Annotated in this window: 19 protein-coding genes; 8 read left to right on the forward strand and 11 right to left on the reverse strand. The window is 63.9% G+C overall.

Features of this window, described 5'->3' with window-relative positions:
- Positions 1 to 38: 38 nt before the first annotated feature.
- Genes RT123_RS05300 through RT123_RS05315 form a run of 4 tightly spaced genes read right to left on the reverse strand, consistent with a single transcriptional unit; the run spans position 39 to position 1798 of the window.
- The gene (locus RT123_RS05300) at positions 39 to 392 is read right to left on the reverse strand and encodes a DUF1428 domain-containing protein (RefSeq protein ID WP_017506381.1); all 354 of its coding nucleotides are present in this window, start codon (positions 390 to 392) and stop codon (positions 39 to 41) included.
- Positions 393 to 414: 22 nt separating this feature from the next.
- Positions 415 to 897 carry a VOC family protein gene (locus RT123_RS05305; RefSeq protein WP_313008218.1) on the reverse strand — a complete coding sequence of 161 codons (483 nt, stop codon included), beginning with the start codon at positions 895 to 897 and terminating at the stop codon, positions 415 to 417.
- Positions 894 to 1355 (reverse strand): SRPBCC family protein, encoded by a 462-nt coding sequence (locus RT123_RS05310; protein WP_313008220.1) that lies wholly within the window; start codon positions 1353 to 1355, stop codon positions 894 to 896. The genes RT123_RS05305 and RT123_RS05310 overlap by 4 nt, the downstream gene beginning before the upstream one ends.
- Positions 1355 to 1798 carry a VOC family protein gene (locus tag RT123_RS05315; RefSeq protein ID WP_112863569.1) on the reverse strand — a complete coding sequence of 148 codons (444 nt, stop codon included), beginning with the start codon at positions 1796 to 1798 and terminating at the stop codon, positions 1355 to 1357. The genes RT123_RS05310 and RT123_RS05315 overlap by 1 nt, the downstream gene beginning before the upstream one ends.
- 58 nt (positions 1799 to 1856) lie before the next feature.
- Between RT123_RS05315 and RT123_RS05320 the strand changes: the two genes are divergently transcribed.
- Positions 1857 to 2540: a winged helix-turn-helix transcriptional regulator gene (locus RT123_RS05320; protein WP_313008221.1), complete on the forward strand. Its 684-nt coding sequence runs from the start codon at positions 1857 to 1859 to the stop codon at positions 2538 to 2540.
- A 4-nt stretch (positions 2541 to 2544) separates the two neighbouring features.
- Here the strand turns inward: RT123_RS05320 and RT123_RS05325 are convergent, their stop codons facing one another.
- Positions 2545 to 2754, reverse strand: a complete 210-nt coding sequence (locus RT123_RS05325) for a flagellar basal body rod C-terminal domain-containing protein (protein ID WP_066623816.1) — start codon at positions 2752 to 2754, stop codon at positions 2545 to 2547.
- A gap of 206 nt (positions 2755 to 2960) precedes the next feature.
- Here RT123_RS05325 and RT123_RS05330 point away from each other — a divergent pair, with 206 nt between their 5' ends.
- The 3 genes from RT123_RS05330 (at position 2961) to RT123_RS05340 (ending at position 6347) form a co-directional block, all read left to right on the forward strand.
- Positions 2961 to 4859 (forward strand): DEAD/DEAH box helicase, encoded by a 1899-nt coding sequence (locus RT123_RS05330; protein ID WP_313008222.1) that lies wholly within the window; start codon positions 2961 to 2963, stop codon positions 4857 to 4859.
- Positions 4860 to 5051: 192 nt separating this feature from the next.
- The gene (locus RT123_RS05335; protein ID WP_026108600.1) at positions 5052 to 5375 is read left to right on the forward strand and encodes an Mpo1-like protein; all 324 of its coding nucleotides are present in this window, start codon (positions 5052 to 5054) and stop codon (positions 5373 to 5375) included.
- 81 nt (positions 5376 to 5456) lie between these two features.
- The gene (locus RT123_RS05340) at positions 5457 to 6347 is read left to right on the forward strand and encodes a hypothetical protein (RefSeq protein ID WP_313008223.1); all 891 of its coding nucleotides are present in this window, start codon (positions 5457 to 5459) and stop codon (positions 6345 to 6347) included.
- 74 nt (positions 6348 to 6421) lie between these two features.
- Here RT123_RS05340 and RT123_RS05345 read toward each other — a convergent pair whose 3' ends face one another.
- The 3 genes from RT123_RS05345 to dusA form a co-directional block, all read right to left on the reverse strand.
- On the reverse strand, positions 6422 to 6979 hold the full coding sequence (locus RT123_RS05345) for a 3D domain-containing protein (RefSeq protein WP_313008225.1): 558 nt from the start codon (positions 6977 to 6979) through the stop codon (positions 6422 to 6424).
- A gap of 185 nt (positions 6980 to 7164) precedes the next feature.
- Positions 7165 to 7833, reverse strand: coding sequence for a hypothetical protein (locus tag RT123_RS05350; RefSeq protein WP_313008226.1), 669 nt, complete (start codon positions 7831 to 7833; stop codon positions 7165 to 7167).
- 61 nt (positions 7834 to 7894) lie between these two features.
- A complete protein-coding gene (gene dusA, locus RT123_RS05355; RefSeq protein WP_313008227.1) occupies positions 7895 to 8926 on the reverse strand; it encodes a tRNA dihydrouridine(20/20a) synthase DusA in 1032 nt (343 codons plus the stop codon).
- A gap of 112 nt (positions 8927 to 9038) precedes the next feature.
- Between dusA and RT123_RS05360 the strand changes: the two genes are divergently transcribed.
- Positions 9039 to 10100, forward strand: a complete 1062-nt coding sequence (locus tag RT123_RS05360; RefSeq protein ID WP_313008228.1) for a site-specific integrase — start codon at positions 9039 to 9041, stop codon at positions 10098 to 10100.
- Positions 10101 to 10664: 564 nt separating this feature from the next.
- Here the strand turns inward: RT123_RS05360 and RT123_RS05365 are convergent.
- The 3 genes from RT123_RS05365 to RT123_RS05375 form a co-directional block, all read right to left on the reverse strand.
- Entirely contained in the window at positions 10665 to 11633 is a 969-nt protein-coding gene (locus RT123_RS05365; protein WP_313008229.1) for a toll/interleukin-1 receptor domain-containing protein, read from the reverse strand.
- Positions 11634 to 12238: 605 nt separating this feature from the next.
- Entirely contained in the window at positions 12239 to 12694 is a 456-nt protein-coding gene (locus RT123_RS05370; RefSeq protein WP_313008230.1) for a MucR family transcriptional regulator, read from the reverse strand.
- A gap of 519 nt (positions 12695 to 13213) precedes the next feature.
- Positions 13214 to 13477, reverse strand: coding sequence for a DksA/TraR family C4-type zinc finger protein (locus RT123_RS05375; protein WP_313008231.1), 264 nt, complete (start codon positions 13475 to 13477; stop codon positions 13214 to 13216).
- 372 nt (positions 13478 to 13849) lie between these two features.
- On the opposite strand from RT123_RS05375, the gene RT123_RS05380 reads away from it, so the two are divergent.
- The 3 genes from RT123_RS05380 to RT123_RS05390 all read left to right on the forward strand — a co-directional run bounded on the left by RT123_RS05380 (position 13850) and on the right by RT123_RS05390 (position 15226).
- Complete coding sequence (locus RT123_RS05380) at positions 13850 to 14137, forward strand: hypothetical protein (RefSeq protein ID WP_313008232.1); 288 nt, start codon at positions 13850 to 13852, stop codon at positions 14135 to 14137.
- On the forward strand, positions 14130 to 14483 hold the full coding sequence (locus RT123_RS05385; RefSeq protein ID WP_313008233.1) for a nuclear transport factor 2 family protein: 354 nt from the start codon (positions 14130 to 14132) through the stop codon (positions 14481 to 14483). The genes RT123_RS05380 and RT123_RS05385 overlap by 8 nt, the downstream gene beginning before the upstream one ends.
- Positions 14484 to 14977: 494 nt before the next feature.
- Positions 14978 to 15226, forward strand: coding sequence for a DUF3072 domain-containing protein (locus RT123_RS05390; protein WP_313008247.1), 249 nt, complete (start codon positions 14978 to 14980; stop codon positions 15224 to 15226).
- Positions 15227 to 15389 lie beyond the last annotated feature (163 nt).

Consider the following 15389-nt stretch of genomic DNA (forward strand, 5'->3'; position numbering starts at 1 on the left):
TCAGGGCGATTTGCGTTCGAACAGGGCCGCCGCCGGGCTCAGGCCTTGCCTTCGAAGGCGACGCTGAAACCGCCCCACATCATACGCTTGCCGTCGAAGGGCATGTCCATGTTCGCAAAGTCGGGGTCGTCCTGCATCTTGCCGAAACAGGCGTCGGCGGTGGCGCGGTCGGGCCAGGTGACCCAGGAGAAGACGACGACCTCGCCCTCTTGCAGCTTCACCGCCATGGGAAAGCTGGTCAGCTTGCCGTCCGGCACGTCCTCGCCCCAGGTCTCGACCTGCGACAGGGCGCCGTATTTCTGAAACAGGGGCCAGGAGGCCTCGGCGGACTTGACGTAGCGCGCCTTGTCCTCGGTTTTCACGGGGGTCAGGAAGCCGGTCACATAGGTCATCGGTCGTCTCCTCTTTCTGGATTCAAACGTCGGCGACGGCGCGGTCCAGCGCCGCGATGTCGATCTTGATCATGCCCATCATGGCCTGCATGGCGGCCTTGGCGCGCGCGGGGTTCGGATCGGTGGTCAGTTCCATCAGGCGACGAGGCGTGATCTGCCACGACAGACCCCAGCGGTCCTTCAACCAGCCGCAGGCGTTTTCGCTGCCGCCGTCGGCGAGCAGGGCGTCCCACAGCCGGTCCGTCTCGGCCTGATCCTCGGTCATCACCATGAAGGAGACGGCCTCGGTGAAGCGGAAGGTCGGTCCGCCGTTCAGCGCTAGATACTCGCGACCCGCCAGCACGAACTGCACCGTCAGGACCGTGCCTTCAGCGCCGGAGGGCGTATCGACCGGCGAGCGGTTGACGGCGGTGATGCGGCTGTCGGGCAGGAGGCTGACATAGAAGGCGGTCGCAGCCTCGGCTTCGCCGTCGAACCACAGGCAGGGAATGATCTTGTCGCTCATGCCGCATCTCCCTGCGCCAACGCCGCCAGTTGATTGGCGACGGCGCCCCAGCCCTGTTCGAAGCCCATGGCCTTGTGGGTTTCGGCGGCTTTTTCGTCCCAATGCCGAGCGGTGGCGGTGTAGCGGGTTCCGCCGGCCTCGGGCTCGAAGGTGTCGATCCGCACGAAGTTCATGTCGCCGGCCTGCGGAACCCAGCCCTCTGTAAAGGCGCCGGTCGAGACCAGTTTGCGGCCCTGCACGACCTCCAAAAACACGCCGGAATAGGGATGCCGCTCGCCCTCGGGCGAGGCCATTTCCACATTGGCCCGCCCGCCGACGCGCAGGTCCCAATCCACGACCGGCGTGGTCCACGGGCGAGGGCAGAACCACTCGCCGGTACGCTCGGTGTAGATCTTCCACACCGTCTCCGGCGAGGCCTTGATCAGACGGCTGATGCTCAGTTCGCGACCGTCACCCATCACGACACCATGGCGTTGGCGGCGAAGGCTTCGGGACCGGCGGCGACGGCGGCCGGGTCCATCCACATCGGTTCCCAGATGTGGCCGTCCGGGTCGGCATAGCCGCGCCCATACATGAAGCCGTGATCCTGAATCGGGTTTGGATCCATAAGGCCGCCCGCTGCACCCGCGCGTTCGACCACCGAGTCCACAGCCTCTCGGCTGTCGAAAGAAATGCACAGCGACATCTGCGCCGAGACATGGGCGTCGGGGATCGCCCGGTCGGTGAAGGTGCGCCACTTGTCGTGGGTCAGCAGCATGACGTGGATCACGTCCGACACCACCATACAGGCGGCCGTGTCGTCGCTGAACATTGGGTTCTTGGTCGCGCCGACAGCCTCATAAAAGGCGATCGATCGGGGCAGGTCGGCGACCGGCAGGTTGATGAAAATCAGCTGGGCCACGGCGTTTCCTCTCCTTGTTATTTGCGAAACCTGACTCCGATGATTATCATAGTCAACTATGAAGTTAGAAAAGATAACCGATAAGGCGAGTAGAAAATACCACGATGCTTGCGGCGCCGCGCACGGACTGGACCTGATCGGCGAGCGCTGGGCCCTGCTGGTGATCCGCGAACTGATGATGGGCCCGCGTCGGTTCGGTGATCTGCGAAATGATCTGCACGGCATTTCCGCCAACGTGCTGACCCAGCGACTGGAGGGGCTGGAGGCTTCGGGCATCGTGACCCGCCGCAAGCTCCCGCCGCCCGCCTCGGTCCAGGTCTATGAGCTGACGCCTTGGGGATACGAGATCAAGCCGGTCTTCATGGTGTTGGGCGGCTGGGCGGCGCGCTCGCCTCGCCACGACCCGACCCTGCCGATCAGCGCGGTGTCGATCATGCAGTCGTTCGAGACGATGTTCGATCCGGCCCTGGCCGGAGACGCAGCGATGACCGTCGGCTTCGTCTTCGGCGACGAGCCTTTCGTCGTTCAGATCGAAAAGAGGACGATCATGACCCGCCGCGGCGCCACGGACGCCGCCGACGTCGTCTTGACGACCCAACCGCCGCTGGTCGCGGCCTGCGTTTACGGTAAGGTTCCGCCTGCCGCCTTCGAGGCTGACGGCCTGATGACCCTGACCGGCGACCGGGCCGTGTTTGACCGCTTTGCGGGCTTCTTCAACCTGCCGGAGAAGGCGCCGGTCTGAAGCTTCAGGCCAGCATGTCCAGCAGCGTGCCGGTCATGTCGTCCGCGGTGCGCAGAACGGCGGCGTTGGCGTTGAAGGCGGTCTTGGCCTGGATCCGCTCCACGGTTTCCTCGGCGAGATTGTCCAACGGCGCGGTGGCGGTGCGACGCGCGCTGTTGTCGAACCGATTCTGCGCGGTCGTCATTCCGGCGGCGGCTATGGAAAGCGCTTGCATGGCGAAGCTCCGGACGCGGTGTGTTCAATCGCCAGACTGCGTCTTTCAGGTCAACGTCGCCTGAAGGAACAGGGTGAACGGCGTTTTCCGCCCCGCTTGCGCCCTTATTGATGTATAGAGCGCCATCATTCGCCCGGCCTGAGGTCTGACCTCGGCCGGGCGCGGTCGTTTCGGCGACCGCCCTTGTCCGTTGTCCCAGGTTTCCTATGCCCTTTCCCTCCGTCCATCCCGCGCTCGACCGCGCCCTGATCAACAAGGGCTATGCCGAACCCACTCCGGTTCAGGCCGCCGTGCTGGAGGCGGAGCATGCGGATCGCGACCTGCTGGTCTCGGCCCAGACGGGTTCGGGCAAGACCGTGGCCTTTGGTCTGGCCGCTGCGCCGACCCTGCTGGGCGACAAGCCGATCTTCGGCCCCGGCGGCGCGCCGCTGTGCCTGGCCATCGCCCCCACGCGCGAACTGGCCATGCAGGTCGCGGCCGAGTTGCAATGGCTGTACGCCGACTCCGGGGCCAAGATCGCCACCTGCGTCGGCGGCATGGATGCGCGCCGTGAAGCCCGCGCGCTCAGCTTCGGCGTCCACATCGTCGTCGGCACGCCCGGCCGCCTGAAGGACCACATCGACCGCGGCAACCTGGACCTGTCCGAGCTGAAGGTCGCCGTCCTGGACGAGGCCGACGAGATGCTGGACATGGGCTTCCGCGAGGACCTGGAGCACATCCTGGACCAGGCGCCGGCCGAACGCCGGACCCTGCTGTTCTCGGCGACCATCGCGCGCGACATCGCCACCCTGGCCAAACGCTATCAGAAGGACGCGGTCCGCATCGACGCGACCGACAAGACGCGCCAGCACGCCGACATCGAATACCGCGCCTATCGGATTGCGCCGAACGAGATCGAGCACGCGGTCGTCAACACCCTGCGCTGGTTCGAGGCGCCGCGCGCCATGGTCTTCTGCTCGACCCGCGACAGCGTGCGTCACCTGCAATCCTCTCTGCTGGAGCGCGGATTCTCGACCGTCAGCCTGTCGGGCGAGATGGGTCAGCGCGAGCGCACCGACGCGCTGCAGTCGCTGCGTGACGGCCGCGCCCGCGTCTGCGTCGCCACCGACGTCGCCGCGCGCGGTCTGGACCTGCCCGACCTGGGTCTGGTCATCCACGCCGAACTACCGATGAACCGCGCCGGCCTGCTGCACCGTTCGGGCCGGACGGGCCGGGCGGGCAAGAAGGGCATCTCGGTCATGCTGGTCCCGCACTCGCGCCGTCGCAAGGCCGAGCGGCTGATGGACGAGGCCGGCGTCGACGCCGTCTGGACCGGCGCCCCGACCTTCGATGAAATCCGCAAGGCCGACGAAGGCCGTCTGCTGTCGCCCGAGTTCTTCGAGGCTGACGTCTCCGACGAGGACATGGTCGTCGCCAAGCGGATGATCGCCGAGCGCACGCCCGACGAGATCGCCGCCGCCCTTGTGCGCCTGCTCCGCAAGGAACAGCCGGCGCCGGAAGAACTGTCCGATCCGGGTTCGGATCGCGGTCCGGCCAAGCGCGATCGCACCGTGCGCAACGACGACGGCACGGCGGCCCTACCCTGGCCGGGCGACCGCCTGGGCGCCGATGACGTGGTCTGGTTCCGTCTGGACGTAGGCCGCAACAAGAACGCCGACCCCAAATGGCTGATCCCGCTGATCTGCCGCATCGGCGGCATTTCCAAGCCTCAGATCGGCGCCATCCGCACCTTCCCCGAAGAGACGCGCTTCGAGGTCGCCAAGACTCACGAGAAGGCCTTCCGCGAAGCCGTCGCCGCCTCCAAGGACGAGGTGAAGATCACGCCGTCGGAAGCCCCGACGCCCGGCTCGATGAAGGCCAGCCGCTTCGCCGGCAAGCCGCGCGAGGATGGCGACCGCCCCTTCAAGAAGACCCCCTACAAGCGCGCCGACGGCGGCGAGGGCGAGGCCCGCCCGCCGTTCAAGAAGAAGCCCTGGGCGCCGAAGAACGATGGCGGCGCCAATCCGCGCTCGAACGCCTCGGGCGACAAGCCCTATGCCAAGAAGCCCTTCAAGGCCAAGCCGGGCTTCAAGAAGGACGGCTTCAAGGGCAAGCCCAAGGGCTGATCTGATCCTCCCCCGTGAAACGGGGGAGGGGGACCGCGCGCAGCGGGGTGGAGGGGGCGGATACGGATCGGTGGTGACACGGTCGTCGTAGCGCTCGCCTTCGCCCCCTCCACCGCTTCGCGGTCCCCCTCCCCCGCAGGCGGGGGAGGATAGGCGCTTGCCACCTACGCGATGCTGGCGCACCCTCCGCCCATGAGCACGCCGTCCGCACCTGAGGGCCGTTACGCCTCGTTCGAGGCCTTCTATCCCTATTACATCCATGAGCATTCCAACCGGACATGTCGGCGCATCCACGTCGTCGGCACCTTTCTGGTGATCTCGGCCTTCGTCGCCTTCGTGGCGACGCGGAACGCCTGGTGGCTGCTGGCCATGCCGCTGCTGGGCTACGGCTTCGCCTGGGTCGGGCATTTCTTCTTCGAAAAGAACCGGCCCGCGACGTTCAAATATCCGCTGTGGAGCCTGATGGGCGACTTTCGCCTGTTCTTCGAGACGGTGACCGGCAAGCGCCGCTTTTGAGGCCTGCATTTCAAGCTGCACGGTTCGGCGAAACGGAATAGTCTCTCCCTGCGGCGTTGCGCCGCTGCTGGAGGGAGCATCATGAAATCCATCGCCGTCATCGCCGCTGCGTCCGTGCTGCTCGCCCCTGGCGTCAGCTTGGCGCAGAAGAGCGGGGCCAAGCCCGACTTCACCCTGGACCCCAACTACGGTTCGGTGCGGCTGGAGACCGGCTTCACGCCCGATCCCTGGACCAAGTCGATCCTGGCGGGCGGTTCGATCGCCGCCTCGGCCGCGCAGTCGGGCTGCGAGGGCAAGGTCAGCGCCGCGCCCGATCTGCAACTGAACTTCGAAGCCGGCGATCTGGACCTGACCATCAAGGCGGTCGCCAGCGAGGATACGACGCTGCTGGTCAACAGCCCCGGCGGCCGCTGGTACTGCGACGACGACAGCGGCGGCGACCTGGACCCGATGGTGACCATCTCCAATCCCGAGAGCGGCCGTTACGACATCTGGCTGGGCACCTATAACGACAATATGGTCCAGTCGACGCTGCAGATCAGCGAACTGGGCGGCACGGACACGACGGCGGGCGCGGCGCCCAATATCGATCTTGAGCCCAACTACGGCACGGCCAATCTGCGCGGCGGCTTCACGCCCGACCCCTGGACCAAGTCGATCCTGGCCGGCGGCTCCTCGCCCGCCTCGGCCGCCAAGGCGGGCTGCGAAGGTTCGGTCAGTTCAGCCCCGGACATCCAGATCTTCTTCGAGCCCGGCGACTCCGATCTGACCTTCCGCGTTCGCGCAGACGAGGACACAACCCTGCTGATCAATACGCCCAACGGCCGTTTCTATTGCGACGACGACGGCGCGGGCGGCGTCGATCCGAAGGTGACGATCACCAATCCGCAGAGCGGCCGCTACGACATCTGGGTCGGCACCTATAACGGCTCGATGGTGCAGTCGACGCTGGAAGTGTCCGAACTGGACTGATTGGCGCAAGGCTTCAAACACGAAAACGCCGGCTGACCTTCGCGGTCAGCCGGCGTTTTTCATGATCGGCCGGATCAGTTGGAAGCGGTGGTCCAGGCCGGGGGGCAACCGTCGAAATCGCCGGCGTCCACGATGGTCAGGGTGCGCATGTTCAGGCGCTGCGCCTGGTTCATCGAGCCGCGACCGTTGCCGGTATAGAGGTCGATTTTCTGGCCCTTGATCGCGCCGCCGGTGTCGGAGGCGTACCAGTAGCCGTCGTGGATCGAACCGTCGGCCAAACGCATGCCGACCGTTTCGCGGATGAACAGCTTGGTGCGGCGCGGGATCACACGGGGATCGACCGCGACGGTGCGCATGGCGATCGGACGGCAACCCAGCGAATCGTTGCCCGTCGCACCGCCGCCGCCTGCGTGATAGAGGCGCGCCGACGCGCGCCAGTCCGGATCGGAGGCCATCAGCTCGGCCTGTTCGGCGTTCAGGCCGGTCTCGACTTCATCGGAACCGACGATGGCGGCAGGGGTTTCAGTCCTGACTTGATCCGCCGCTACGACGTCATTGTAGGGGACAGGCCCGCTCGTCACAGACGATACGGCAGCCCAAAGCATGGCGATAGCAGCGGAGGCGCCGATCATGAGTTTCGCTCAGGAGACACCGGCTCCCAACGCCGCCGGCGCTGGCCTTGTCGCGTTAACCTGTGGCGAGAAAGTGGCGGAACCCGCCTTGGCGCCGTCTGTTACGATTTGTTTCTAGGTTAATGCCCTGTTTTGCATAACTTATTTATCCCCAGTCTGCGCGCTTGGGGACGACGCCGCGGGCTTCAAAACTTGAAGTTGAGGCCCGCCTGAAGCACCGGCAGGACCTTGTAATCGTCGGCTTCGGCCTGAATCTCACGCTCTTCCTGATCCAGACGCGAACGGAAGGTAGGGTCGTTCGACAGCGTCCCGCCGCGAGCGTCCAGATCCACTTGCGGCGCATCGCCAAAGGCCGCGCCAGCCAGAATGCGGAAGCCGAGCCTTCCGCCGCGCGTAAAGGTGTTGTCATAGCCCAGGCCGAAGAAGGGCGCGGTGCTCTCCAGGTCGATGCGGCCGGTCAATGTCCCGACTTGGGCCGGTGTGAAGGTCGCGCCGCCGACATTGACGTTCCCGGTGGGCGTCGCATCCAGATCGACCTTGCGATCGCCGAAATAGGCCCCGCCCGAGATCAGAAAGCCGTTGCGGAACGGATGCAGGTCCACAAAGGCGCCTGGCGACTTGAAGTCGATCTTGGCGTCGTAATCGATGCCCTTGTAGGTCTGGTCCCGATCCCATTTCAGCACGTCATAGCCGCCGCGCAGCACCACGACCGGGCTGAGCGCGAACTGGGCCTGAAGGCCGGCGCCCGGCGTGCCGGCCTGGGCGCCGACGGCGAACCGGCCGTCAGCCTGCGCCAGGGCCGATGTGGCGGGCAGGGCGGCCGCGATGACGGCGGCGATCAGCGGGGTCTTCATGGCGTGCAGGTCCGAAACGGCAGGGTTCTCTTAACCTTGCCGGCCAGCTCTGAAGATTGGGTTACGCCGCCCAGTCGCCGGGCGCCGTGTCACGCCTCGCTTCGGCCTCGCGCACAGCCTCTACCGCTCGATCCAGCACCTCCAGGCCGGCGCCGGGCTTGATCGCCTCGACCGTCAGAATGCGACGGAACGCCCGCGCGCCCGGCCGGCCGTGCATCAACCCCAGCATATGCCGCGCCATCGCGGGCAGGGCGACGCCTTCCTCCAGACGCGCGGCCATATAGGGCCGATAGCGCTCCAGCGCGGCGAAGGCGTCGGTGTCCTCGACCGGCGCGCCAAACAGGCGACGATCCGCCTGACCCAGGATGGCCGGCTCGTGATAGGCGGCGCGACCCAGCATGACCCCGTCCAGCTTGACGCCGTCGATCTCGGCCAGATGGGCCTCGGCCGCGTCCATTGAGGCGATGCCCCCATTGATCGAGATGTTCAGATGCGGCCGCTCGCGCTTCAGCCGGCGCACCAGATCATAGTTCAGCGGCGGCACGTCGCGGTTCTCCTTGGGCGACAACCCCTTCAGCCAGGCCTTGCGCGCATGGACGACGAAGACCTCGATCCCGACGGCGGCGCAGGCGTCCACCGTGGCGAACAGGCTGACGGCAGGATCCTGATCGTCCACGCCGATGCGGCATTTGACGGTCGCGGGCACGCTGACGGCCCCCTTGATCGCCGCCATACAGTCGGCCACCAACTCCGGCTCGCGCATCAGGCAGGCGCCGAACCGACCCGACTGCACCCGGTCCGAGGGGCAGCCGACGTTGAGATTGATCTCGTCATAGCCGAACGCCTCTCCGACCTTGGCGGCCTCGGCCAACTGCGCGGGATCCGACCCGCCCAGCTGCAACGCCACCGGATGCTCCAGCGCATCGAACCCCAGCAGCCGCTCGCGATCCCCATGCAACACCGCCGGCGCCGTCACCATCTCGGTGTAGAGCAAGGCCCGGCTCGTCAACGCCCTGTGAAACGCCCGGCAATGCCGATCGGTCCAGTCCATCATGGGGGCCACGGATAGCCTACGATCTTGATTTTTCAACATTATTCTAGCAATATCAGTGCACACGGACGGAGCGTGTGCATTCTTTAGCACGACGTCGCGCGACGTTTTTTCTGATTTTTCGACACCTCAGTGCACACAGAGCGCACACGAAATGGCAACGTACTCGAAACTCTCGTCAGGCTCATGGCGGGTCCAGGTCAGGAGGAAGGGCCGCTACGTCAGCGAGACCTTCCTGAAGCGCGATGACGCGCGGCGTTGGGCGACGGCGGCGGAGGCCAAAATCGACCGGGGTGAAACCCCTTCGCCATCGCGCGCCGCCGGTCTTCGGACGTTCGGAGAACTCGTCGATCTGCACATCGACGACATGAAATCTGTCGGCAAAGCTCCTCGCCGGTCCAAAGCGGCGACGTTGAAATCACTTAAGTCTAGCTTGGGTAAGAAAAAGATCGGCGAACTCGACCGACAGCTGTTCGTCGAGTTCGGTCGCAAGCGCGCAGCCGGGGGAGCCGGCCCCATGACACTCAGCATCGATATTGGAGCTATAAAGCTTGTGCTCACCCACGCCGCCGCGGTGCATGGGCTCACTGTCCCCGTTGAGGCGATTAACCTGGCGCGGATTGCTCTGAAGCGGCTCGGACTGGTCGGAAAAGGCGTCGAACGCGACCGCCGCCCGACAGACGAAGAGATTGAGCGTCTGATCGCGCACTTTGAGGCGAACCCGCGCCAGATCATTCCGATGGGGGCGGTAATCCGGTTCGCGATCGCCACAGCCATGCGCCGGGAGGAAATCTTCCGTGTCGTTTGGGACGACTTCGCAGTCCGGACAAAGATGCTCACCATACGCGACCGCAAGGATCCGCGTGAGAAGTCGGGGAATGATCAGCGCATTCCTCTTCTTTCGATCTCCGGCTTCGATCCGATCGCGATTATTGAGGAACAGCGCCCGGCGCGGATCAACTCCGACATGCGCATCTTCCCGTTTAACCATCGATCGGCTGGAACCGCCTTCAGCCGTGCATGCAGAGATCTAGGCATAGTCGATCTTCACTTCCACGACCTGCGTCATGAGGGGACCAGCCGCCTTTTCGAGGCAGGCTTTCAGATCCCGCAAGTCGCGCTCGTTACGGGCCACAGGGATTGGAAAATGCTCCGACGCTATACGCACGTGCGTCCGGAGAGTTTGCACATTGTCGCTGCTACCATGGCTGCTTAGCGCCAAAAGCAGACATTTGCCTGCGACCCAATAGACGACCTTTAGAGCCCGGCTCGCTGCCAACACCCTCTAGTCGGAGAAGCGACAGCTTCACTCTTTCGGCGGATCGCCCAGATCGACCTTATGAAGGACGCGCTTTTCGTCGCCATGTCCAACGACGATCTGCCACCTCGTAAAAGCTGCACTGCCTTTTGAGTCAGGTAGGCCAGACTGAATGACGACAGGGGTTGAGCGCCCGAAGGAATGTTCCGCCTTGGTCCGGATGACTAGCTTCGTTTCTTGTCGAACGATGATGCCTAGAGCGTGACCGTTTTGGTCCGGATCATAGAGACTCGTCTCATCAATCTCGATCCTGACAACGGGGATGATGACACCTTTCCAGTTATCCGCCCCACCGCTCGGGAAAGAATGGAAGGAATGGGCGCCACCCAGGAAGACGGCAGTGGGTTCCCCATCGCCCTCACAGATGAGCGAAAGCGCCTCATATTTTGTGCGAGAAGCACAAGGCTGCCGGGCTCTGCGGTTTTGAAGGTTCCCACTGTGAATTCTTCAGGGAAGAGCATCTCACCAGCCTTGTTGAAGGGGACGGATCAGGATGCCCCAGAAAAACTCAGCACCGCCTTCGACAGACAGCTTCGGATCGCGCTCTCCGCCCATGAAAGCCATCCCCATCGGGCGGAGATACATAGCTTGGTCATCAGCATGAACGGAGAGTGACTCGTTGAGGGAGTTGCTGTCCGAGGAATGGCCTTGCACGTAGTTGATGCCGCCACCGAACGCACCGCCTCCCATATAGATAGTGCAGCGAGCGACATCCCTGCCGTTCCTGTAAATGGTCGCGAAAAAGCGGTTCGCATCCACCCGCCGGAATGAGCCCTCCACGCCGGGGTTTCGCTCTCCGAGCTCGCCCAAGGAGTTCTGAAAGAACCGAGCGATAAAGTCGAAAGCCTCGGCCTGAAACAGGTCTTTGTCCTTTTGGGTGAACGCCTTTGTTAACCGCAGATTGCTGGAGCGCGGAGCGGCCAGGTCGGGGACAGTTGCCGCAGCAGGCGATACCGGCACCCGCGGTTGTGGGGCTTCATCACCGACTTTTTTGGTGAGGTTTGCGGCCGCGCCTCTGACTGCCTGAGCAACTTGTAGGAAGGCGTCGTCAATGTCAGGCCATTGGGTGATCGGTTTACCGTCACGCGGTGTCGCATTGAGCTTACCGAATGGCGCGTGATGCCAGTCGCAGGCACGCAGGATCACGGGAATGACGATAGCTTCGCCGGCGTCGTGCCGTTCCATCGCTCGCTTCATCTCTATCTCGTAGCAATAGTCGGATGCGATGAAGTCGGGACTGACGAGAAGAAGGATTATCTCGTCGCCGTTGATGTGCTCGTCGATGACGTGGTCGATGTTCTGGCCCGCACCGATCCGGCGGTCGTGCCAAGTCTCGATTACGCCCTGGCGCTTAAGCATGGCCAGCTGCTTTTCGAGCTGATCTCTCAGACCTTCATCAGCATGGGAATATGAGAAGAATAGGCTCGGCAAGGTCGCTCCTGTATGTCCCGCCAATGTGATGCAGGCAGCAGACGATGCAAGCCCTTGGAACACCTTCTGTCAGGCGGTACTGCGCCAGCAGCGGACATTGGGGAATGACTGAACTTCAGACATTGCGCATCCCCATGAGCACAGTTTCATGGTGAGCATCGCGTGGATGTTTGATCGGGCAGGAGCCCCGCCCTTACCCAAACAGGTCTCTACGCCGCTTCCTCCAGCCGGCGAGCGTCTAAAGTCCCGATCCCAAGGATAGCGCTTGAGACCTCCACAAGTTCTGATGCCTGTTTCATACGAAACCTGACGGAAAACTGACTAGTATGCGGCCTTAAGTAGCGGGCTTGGCACCACGATCTATCTACCTTCGGAAGAACGAGCTGGCATTCCAGATGCTGCGGTCGCGGCGTTGGCCGGTTGCCAGCCCGAACGCCATCGCATCCCCGCAAGAAGTGCTGTCGCCGATGGTAAGCCCATCGCTGAGTTCGGCAATGTAAGCGACTTGACCGATCCCAGCTCCCCTCAGTTCGATCCTCGGCCCAAACTCGCATAAGCGGTCGATGAGATCGCCAGCGTGGCGACAAGAGCGAGAGCGAAGGTTTTCATGATTTCGAACGACTGCGCTTGATCGGAGCCTTCTCAGCTTTCGCTGCCCGACCCTTTTGACCCAGGCCCGCCGCGCGGGCCAGCTCTGACCTCTTGGCCGAATAGGCCGGAGAGGTCATGGGATAGTCGTCGGGAAGACCGTATCGGTCGCGGTATTCGTCGGGTGTCATGCCATTCACGGCGACGTGACGCTTCAGCGTCTTATACGTCCGACCGTCGATGAAGCTGATCAGACCGTCATCGGTCATCGACTTACGGACCTGGGCGGCGGTTGCACGTTCATAGGTCTGAACCGGTTCGGGCGCGGGTCCGCCGACATTCGAGAGAGCGTGATAGGTCGAAGCAATCAATGCGCCGACTTGATCGGGTTCGACCCGGTTGTTGCTGACGTAGTTTGCAACGATCCCAACGACCATATCAAGGATGTCGGCGGATTGAGTGTCTTCAGTCATGGGAGGCCCTATTGTCTTCGAACGATGACTTCTACACGGCCCCAAATCTCGCTCCAGACCCCAGCCGATAAATAGCTCCGAACTTTAATTCTTTCGGAGAACCCTGGCTCTTCCGTCTTCAACCCAAGGTCGCAACTCGCGTTTCAACGCGGTCAAGTTCACCGCCGGTAGTTCGGCAAAGCTTTAAGTTCGTTCGGGTGCCCAGCCTGGTAACTGTACAGCCGCCTCTTCAGGAAGCTTTCGTCCCACCCTAGATCGCATGGTGATGCCAGTCCGCGATCCGCCTTAAGGCGGTCTGGCGACTGATCGGAGCATACCTGATGGCGGGCGCCGGTTCGACTCCAAACCGGAATGGAGGTTGACGGTCGTGGCGGTGTCCTTCGCCGCTCCATACGGAATGTCCGCCTCCACCCTTTCTTTCGCCTGTCCCTGCCGAGCGACGCTGTTTCTGACCCTATTCCCGCCGAGGGGCGTCCGAACCAACCCGCCGATTGTTTCGCCCCAGACTAAGTGTCTAGTCTATCTTAACTGGCTGTCCTTGCTTCCCCGACGATTGATCGTCGAGTGGGCGATGCGGCTGTCGCGACCGGACTGACAGTGCACACAGGTGGTTGCGCCAGGCATGGCGTTGCGCCGGGCCGCAGGGATCTCGTCCCCGCATTCGACGCAGTCCGAGGTCCCTTCGCCAATCGGCATACGGGCCCGGGCATTCAGAACACCGTCGAGCACCGTGTCCTCGATCTGATCGAGAACCGCGCCATCCCGCGTCCAACCGCCTGCCATGATCCTCTCCTGGTTTCGTCAGGTTCTTGCTCCCGAGAGAGCGCCGGGATGAGCTCGCGGTTCCACGGCGACGACAGAGCCAGTCGCTGGACCTCCCGTGGGTATGCGTCACGTCGGCGACTCTGATGCCTGCGGTGAGAGGGCGCGGGCCCAGAGCCGCGACGCCCTTGTCGGGACGGCTGACGACCCGACTGCCATCAGTCGACATCCGGCGCGAGGGTCTGCCGCTCCGCGTTCGCGGGCCGGCCCATGGAAGGCTGGCGAGGGCTTGGCTCTCGACACCGGCCGAAGTCGACGGCCGACCAGGCGATGACCGCGTTTTTGGCGGGAACAGCCGGCGGGCCCGTGCGGTTGTTCTGGAAAGGAGCCGCGATGACCCTCAAGACCTACGCTGTGAAACTGGGCGACCCCTCAGGCGTCGAACGCGCCGTGACCGTCCCGTCCCCAACCGACGTCCAAGCGGCAGACGCCGCCCGGCCGCTGATGCGCGAGAACGAGGTCATCCTCAGCGTCGCGCAGCTGGATGACGAGGCGGCGTCCGACGCCGTCACCCTCGATGCCGCTCCCCCGAAACGCCAGGCTGCCGAGTTCGCCCCAGTCACACCCGGCCACGCCGAAGCGCCGCAGCCCAGGTCATCCAAGGAGAGCGGTCATGGATGATGCACGCCTGTGGGGGTCGGAACAGGGTTTGTGGACCGCGAGCCCTGTCCATTATCGCGAGATCATCGCACCCGAGGCGCTGATGGTTCTTCCGGACGCTCCATATGTCTTCTCGGGCGAGGCCGCGGTCGCCGCCGTCAGCCGGACGCCGCAATGGACGGACGTCGTGTTCGAGGATCAACAGGTCTCACGCCCACAGGAGGGGTGGATCGTCATCGCCTACGGCGTTTCGGTCTCGAACGCCCAAGACCGCTACGCTGCGGTCTGCACGACGACCTATCGCCGTCTGGAGCACGACGTCTGGCGGGTTGTGCAGCACCATCAGTCGCCTCGCCCGGCCAGCTAGGCGACCGCTTCGGATCAGGGTGTCTGTCGAACGGCCCACAGCTGACGGGGCCTAACCCTCGGCCTCCGGTCAACCGGCCGGCGGCGTCACCCAAGCTTCCGCCGCGCGCGCCGTGAGCCCGCAGCTAATGGCCGGCCCGACCTAATGGATGATGAAGCGTCCATAGTCGGGACGGAAGGACGCCAAGGGATCTGCGGCGCGCTTGTGTTGGGCCGGGTATTGGCGTGTCAGCCGTCCGGGTAGAGCTGGCCGCCTGGGGCCCCCGCCTGATCCGGACAAGCGCCCGCTTGACGGCCACCTCCATATCCGAGCTCCGACAGGCAGGTCGCACAGTCGCAGAACGCGCTCCCGCCATCAGGCTGCCGATCGCCCGCTGTGTCGATGGGGTGATTACGGGAGCCCCTTAAAAAAACCGTCGGCCGCTGCGGCGCTCGGCCTTCTGGCTCGATCAGACCTCCGACCACCAGCTTTGGGAACCCTGGCAGCGCCAGAACATTACGGGAACACAGGAGACAGTTACGACTGACAGTCACAACCCCAAACTCGAGCCCCATCCCGGCGGCAACACGGAGAAGAACCCATCGGATTGGGTTACAGGCGGCGAGGCGATGACGGGCGCGCAGGCCTCGTATCTAAAGACACTGTCTGAGGAGCTCCATGCTCCAGAGGCCTTCCGGGACGATCTCACGAAAGCTGAGGCGTCGCAGCGGATTGATGATTTGAAGGGTCGTCAGGGCGATTGATCGGCGCGAGACGGCGGACATGCGCTTCACACATGGCGCGCGCCCCCGCTACGCCTGAGCGATGATGACGCCTTGACCGTCGGCTCAGCCTTGTCTGCTCCGACCAACCCGGGCGACAAGGAGTGGTCTGCTCCTAAGACGCTGCGCAACCCATTGGGCTGCG

It is taken from the genome of Brevundimonas vesicularis, from assembly GCF_032067225.1.
Taxonomy (GTDB): domain Bacteria; phylum Pseudomonadota; class Alphaproteobacteria; order Caulobacterales; family Caulobacteraceae; genus Brevundimonas; species Brevundimonas vesicularis_F.

What these genes read in the sequence shown, in the direction of transcription:
- RT123_RS05300 (WP_017506381.1), bottom strand. Translation starts at nt 392, where the DNA reads ATGACCTATGTGACCGGCTTCCTGACCCCCGTGAAAACCGAGGACAAG.
- RT123_RS05305 (WP_313008218.1), bottom strand. Translation starts at nt 897, where the DNA reads ATGAGCGACAAGATCATTCCCTGCCTGTGGTTCGACGGCGAAGCCGAG.
- RT123_RS05310 (WP_313008220.1), bottom strand. Translation starts at nt 1,355, where the DNA reads ATGGGTGACGGTCGCGAACTGAGCATCAGCCGTCTGATCAAGGCCTCG.
- RT123_RS05320 (WP_313008221.1), top strand. Translation starts at nt 1,857, where the DNA reads ATGAAGTTAGAAAAGATAACCGATAAGGCGAGTAGAAAATACCACGAT.
- RT123_RS05325 (WP_066623816.1), bottom strand. Translation starts at nt 2,754, where the DNA reads ATGCAAGCGCTTTCCATAGCCGCCGCCGGAATGACGACCGCGCAGAAT.
- RT123_RS05330 (WP_313008222.1), top strand. Translation starts at nt 2,961, where the DNA reads ATGCCCTTTCCCTCCGTCCATCCCGCGCTCGACCGCGCCCTGATCAAC.
- RT123_RS05335 (WP_026108600.1), top strand. Translation starts at nt 5,052, where the DNA reads ATGAGCACGCCGTCCGCACCTGAGGGCCGTTACGCCTCGTTCGAGGCC.
- RT123_RS05340 (WP_313008223.1), top strand. Translation starts at nt 5,457, where the DNA reads ATGAAATCCATCGCCGTCATCGCCGCTGCGTCCGTGCTGCTCGCCCCT.
- RT123_RS05345 (WP_313008225.1), bottom strand. Translation starts at nt 6,979, where the DNA reads ATGATCGGCGCCTCCGCTGCTATCGCCATGCTTTGGGCTGCCGTATCG.
- RT123_RS05350 (WP_313008226.1), bottom strand. Translation starts at nt 7,833, where the DNA reads ATGAAGACCCCGCTGATCGCCGCCGTCATCGCGGCCGCCCTGCCCGCC.
- dusA (WP_313008227.1), bottom strand. Translation starts at nt 8,926, where the DNA reads ATGTTGAAAAATCAAGATCGTAGGCTATCCGTGGCCCCCATGATGGAC.
- RT123_RS05360 (WP_313008228.1), top strand. Translation starts at nt 9,039, where the DNA reads ATGGCAACGTACTCGAAACTCTCGTCAGGCTCATGGCGGGTCCAGGTC.
- RT123_RS05370 (WP_313008230.1), bottom strand. Translation starts at nt 12,694, where the DNA reads ATGACTGAAGACACTCAATCCGCCGACATCCTTGATATGGTCGTTGGG.
- RT123_RS05375 (WP_313008231.1), bottom strand. Translation starts at nt 13,477, where the DNA reads ATGGCAGGCGGTTGGACGCGGGATGGCGCGGTTCTCGATCAGATCGAG.
- RT123_RS05380 (WP_313008232.1), top strand. Translation starts at nt 13,850, where the DNA reads ATGACCCTCAAGACCTACGCTGTGAAACTGGGCGACCCCTCAGGCGTC.
- RT123_RS05385 (WP_313008233.1), top strand. Translation starts at nt 14,130, where the DNA reads ATGGATGATGCACGCCTGTGGGGGTCGGAACAGGGTTTGTGGACCGCG.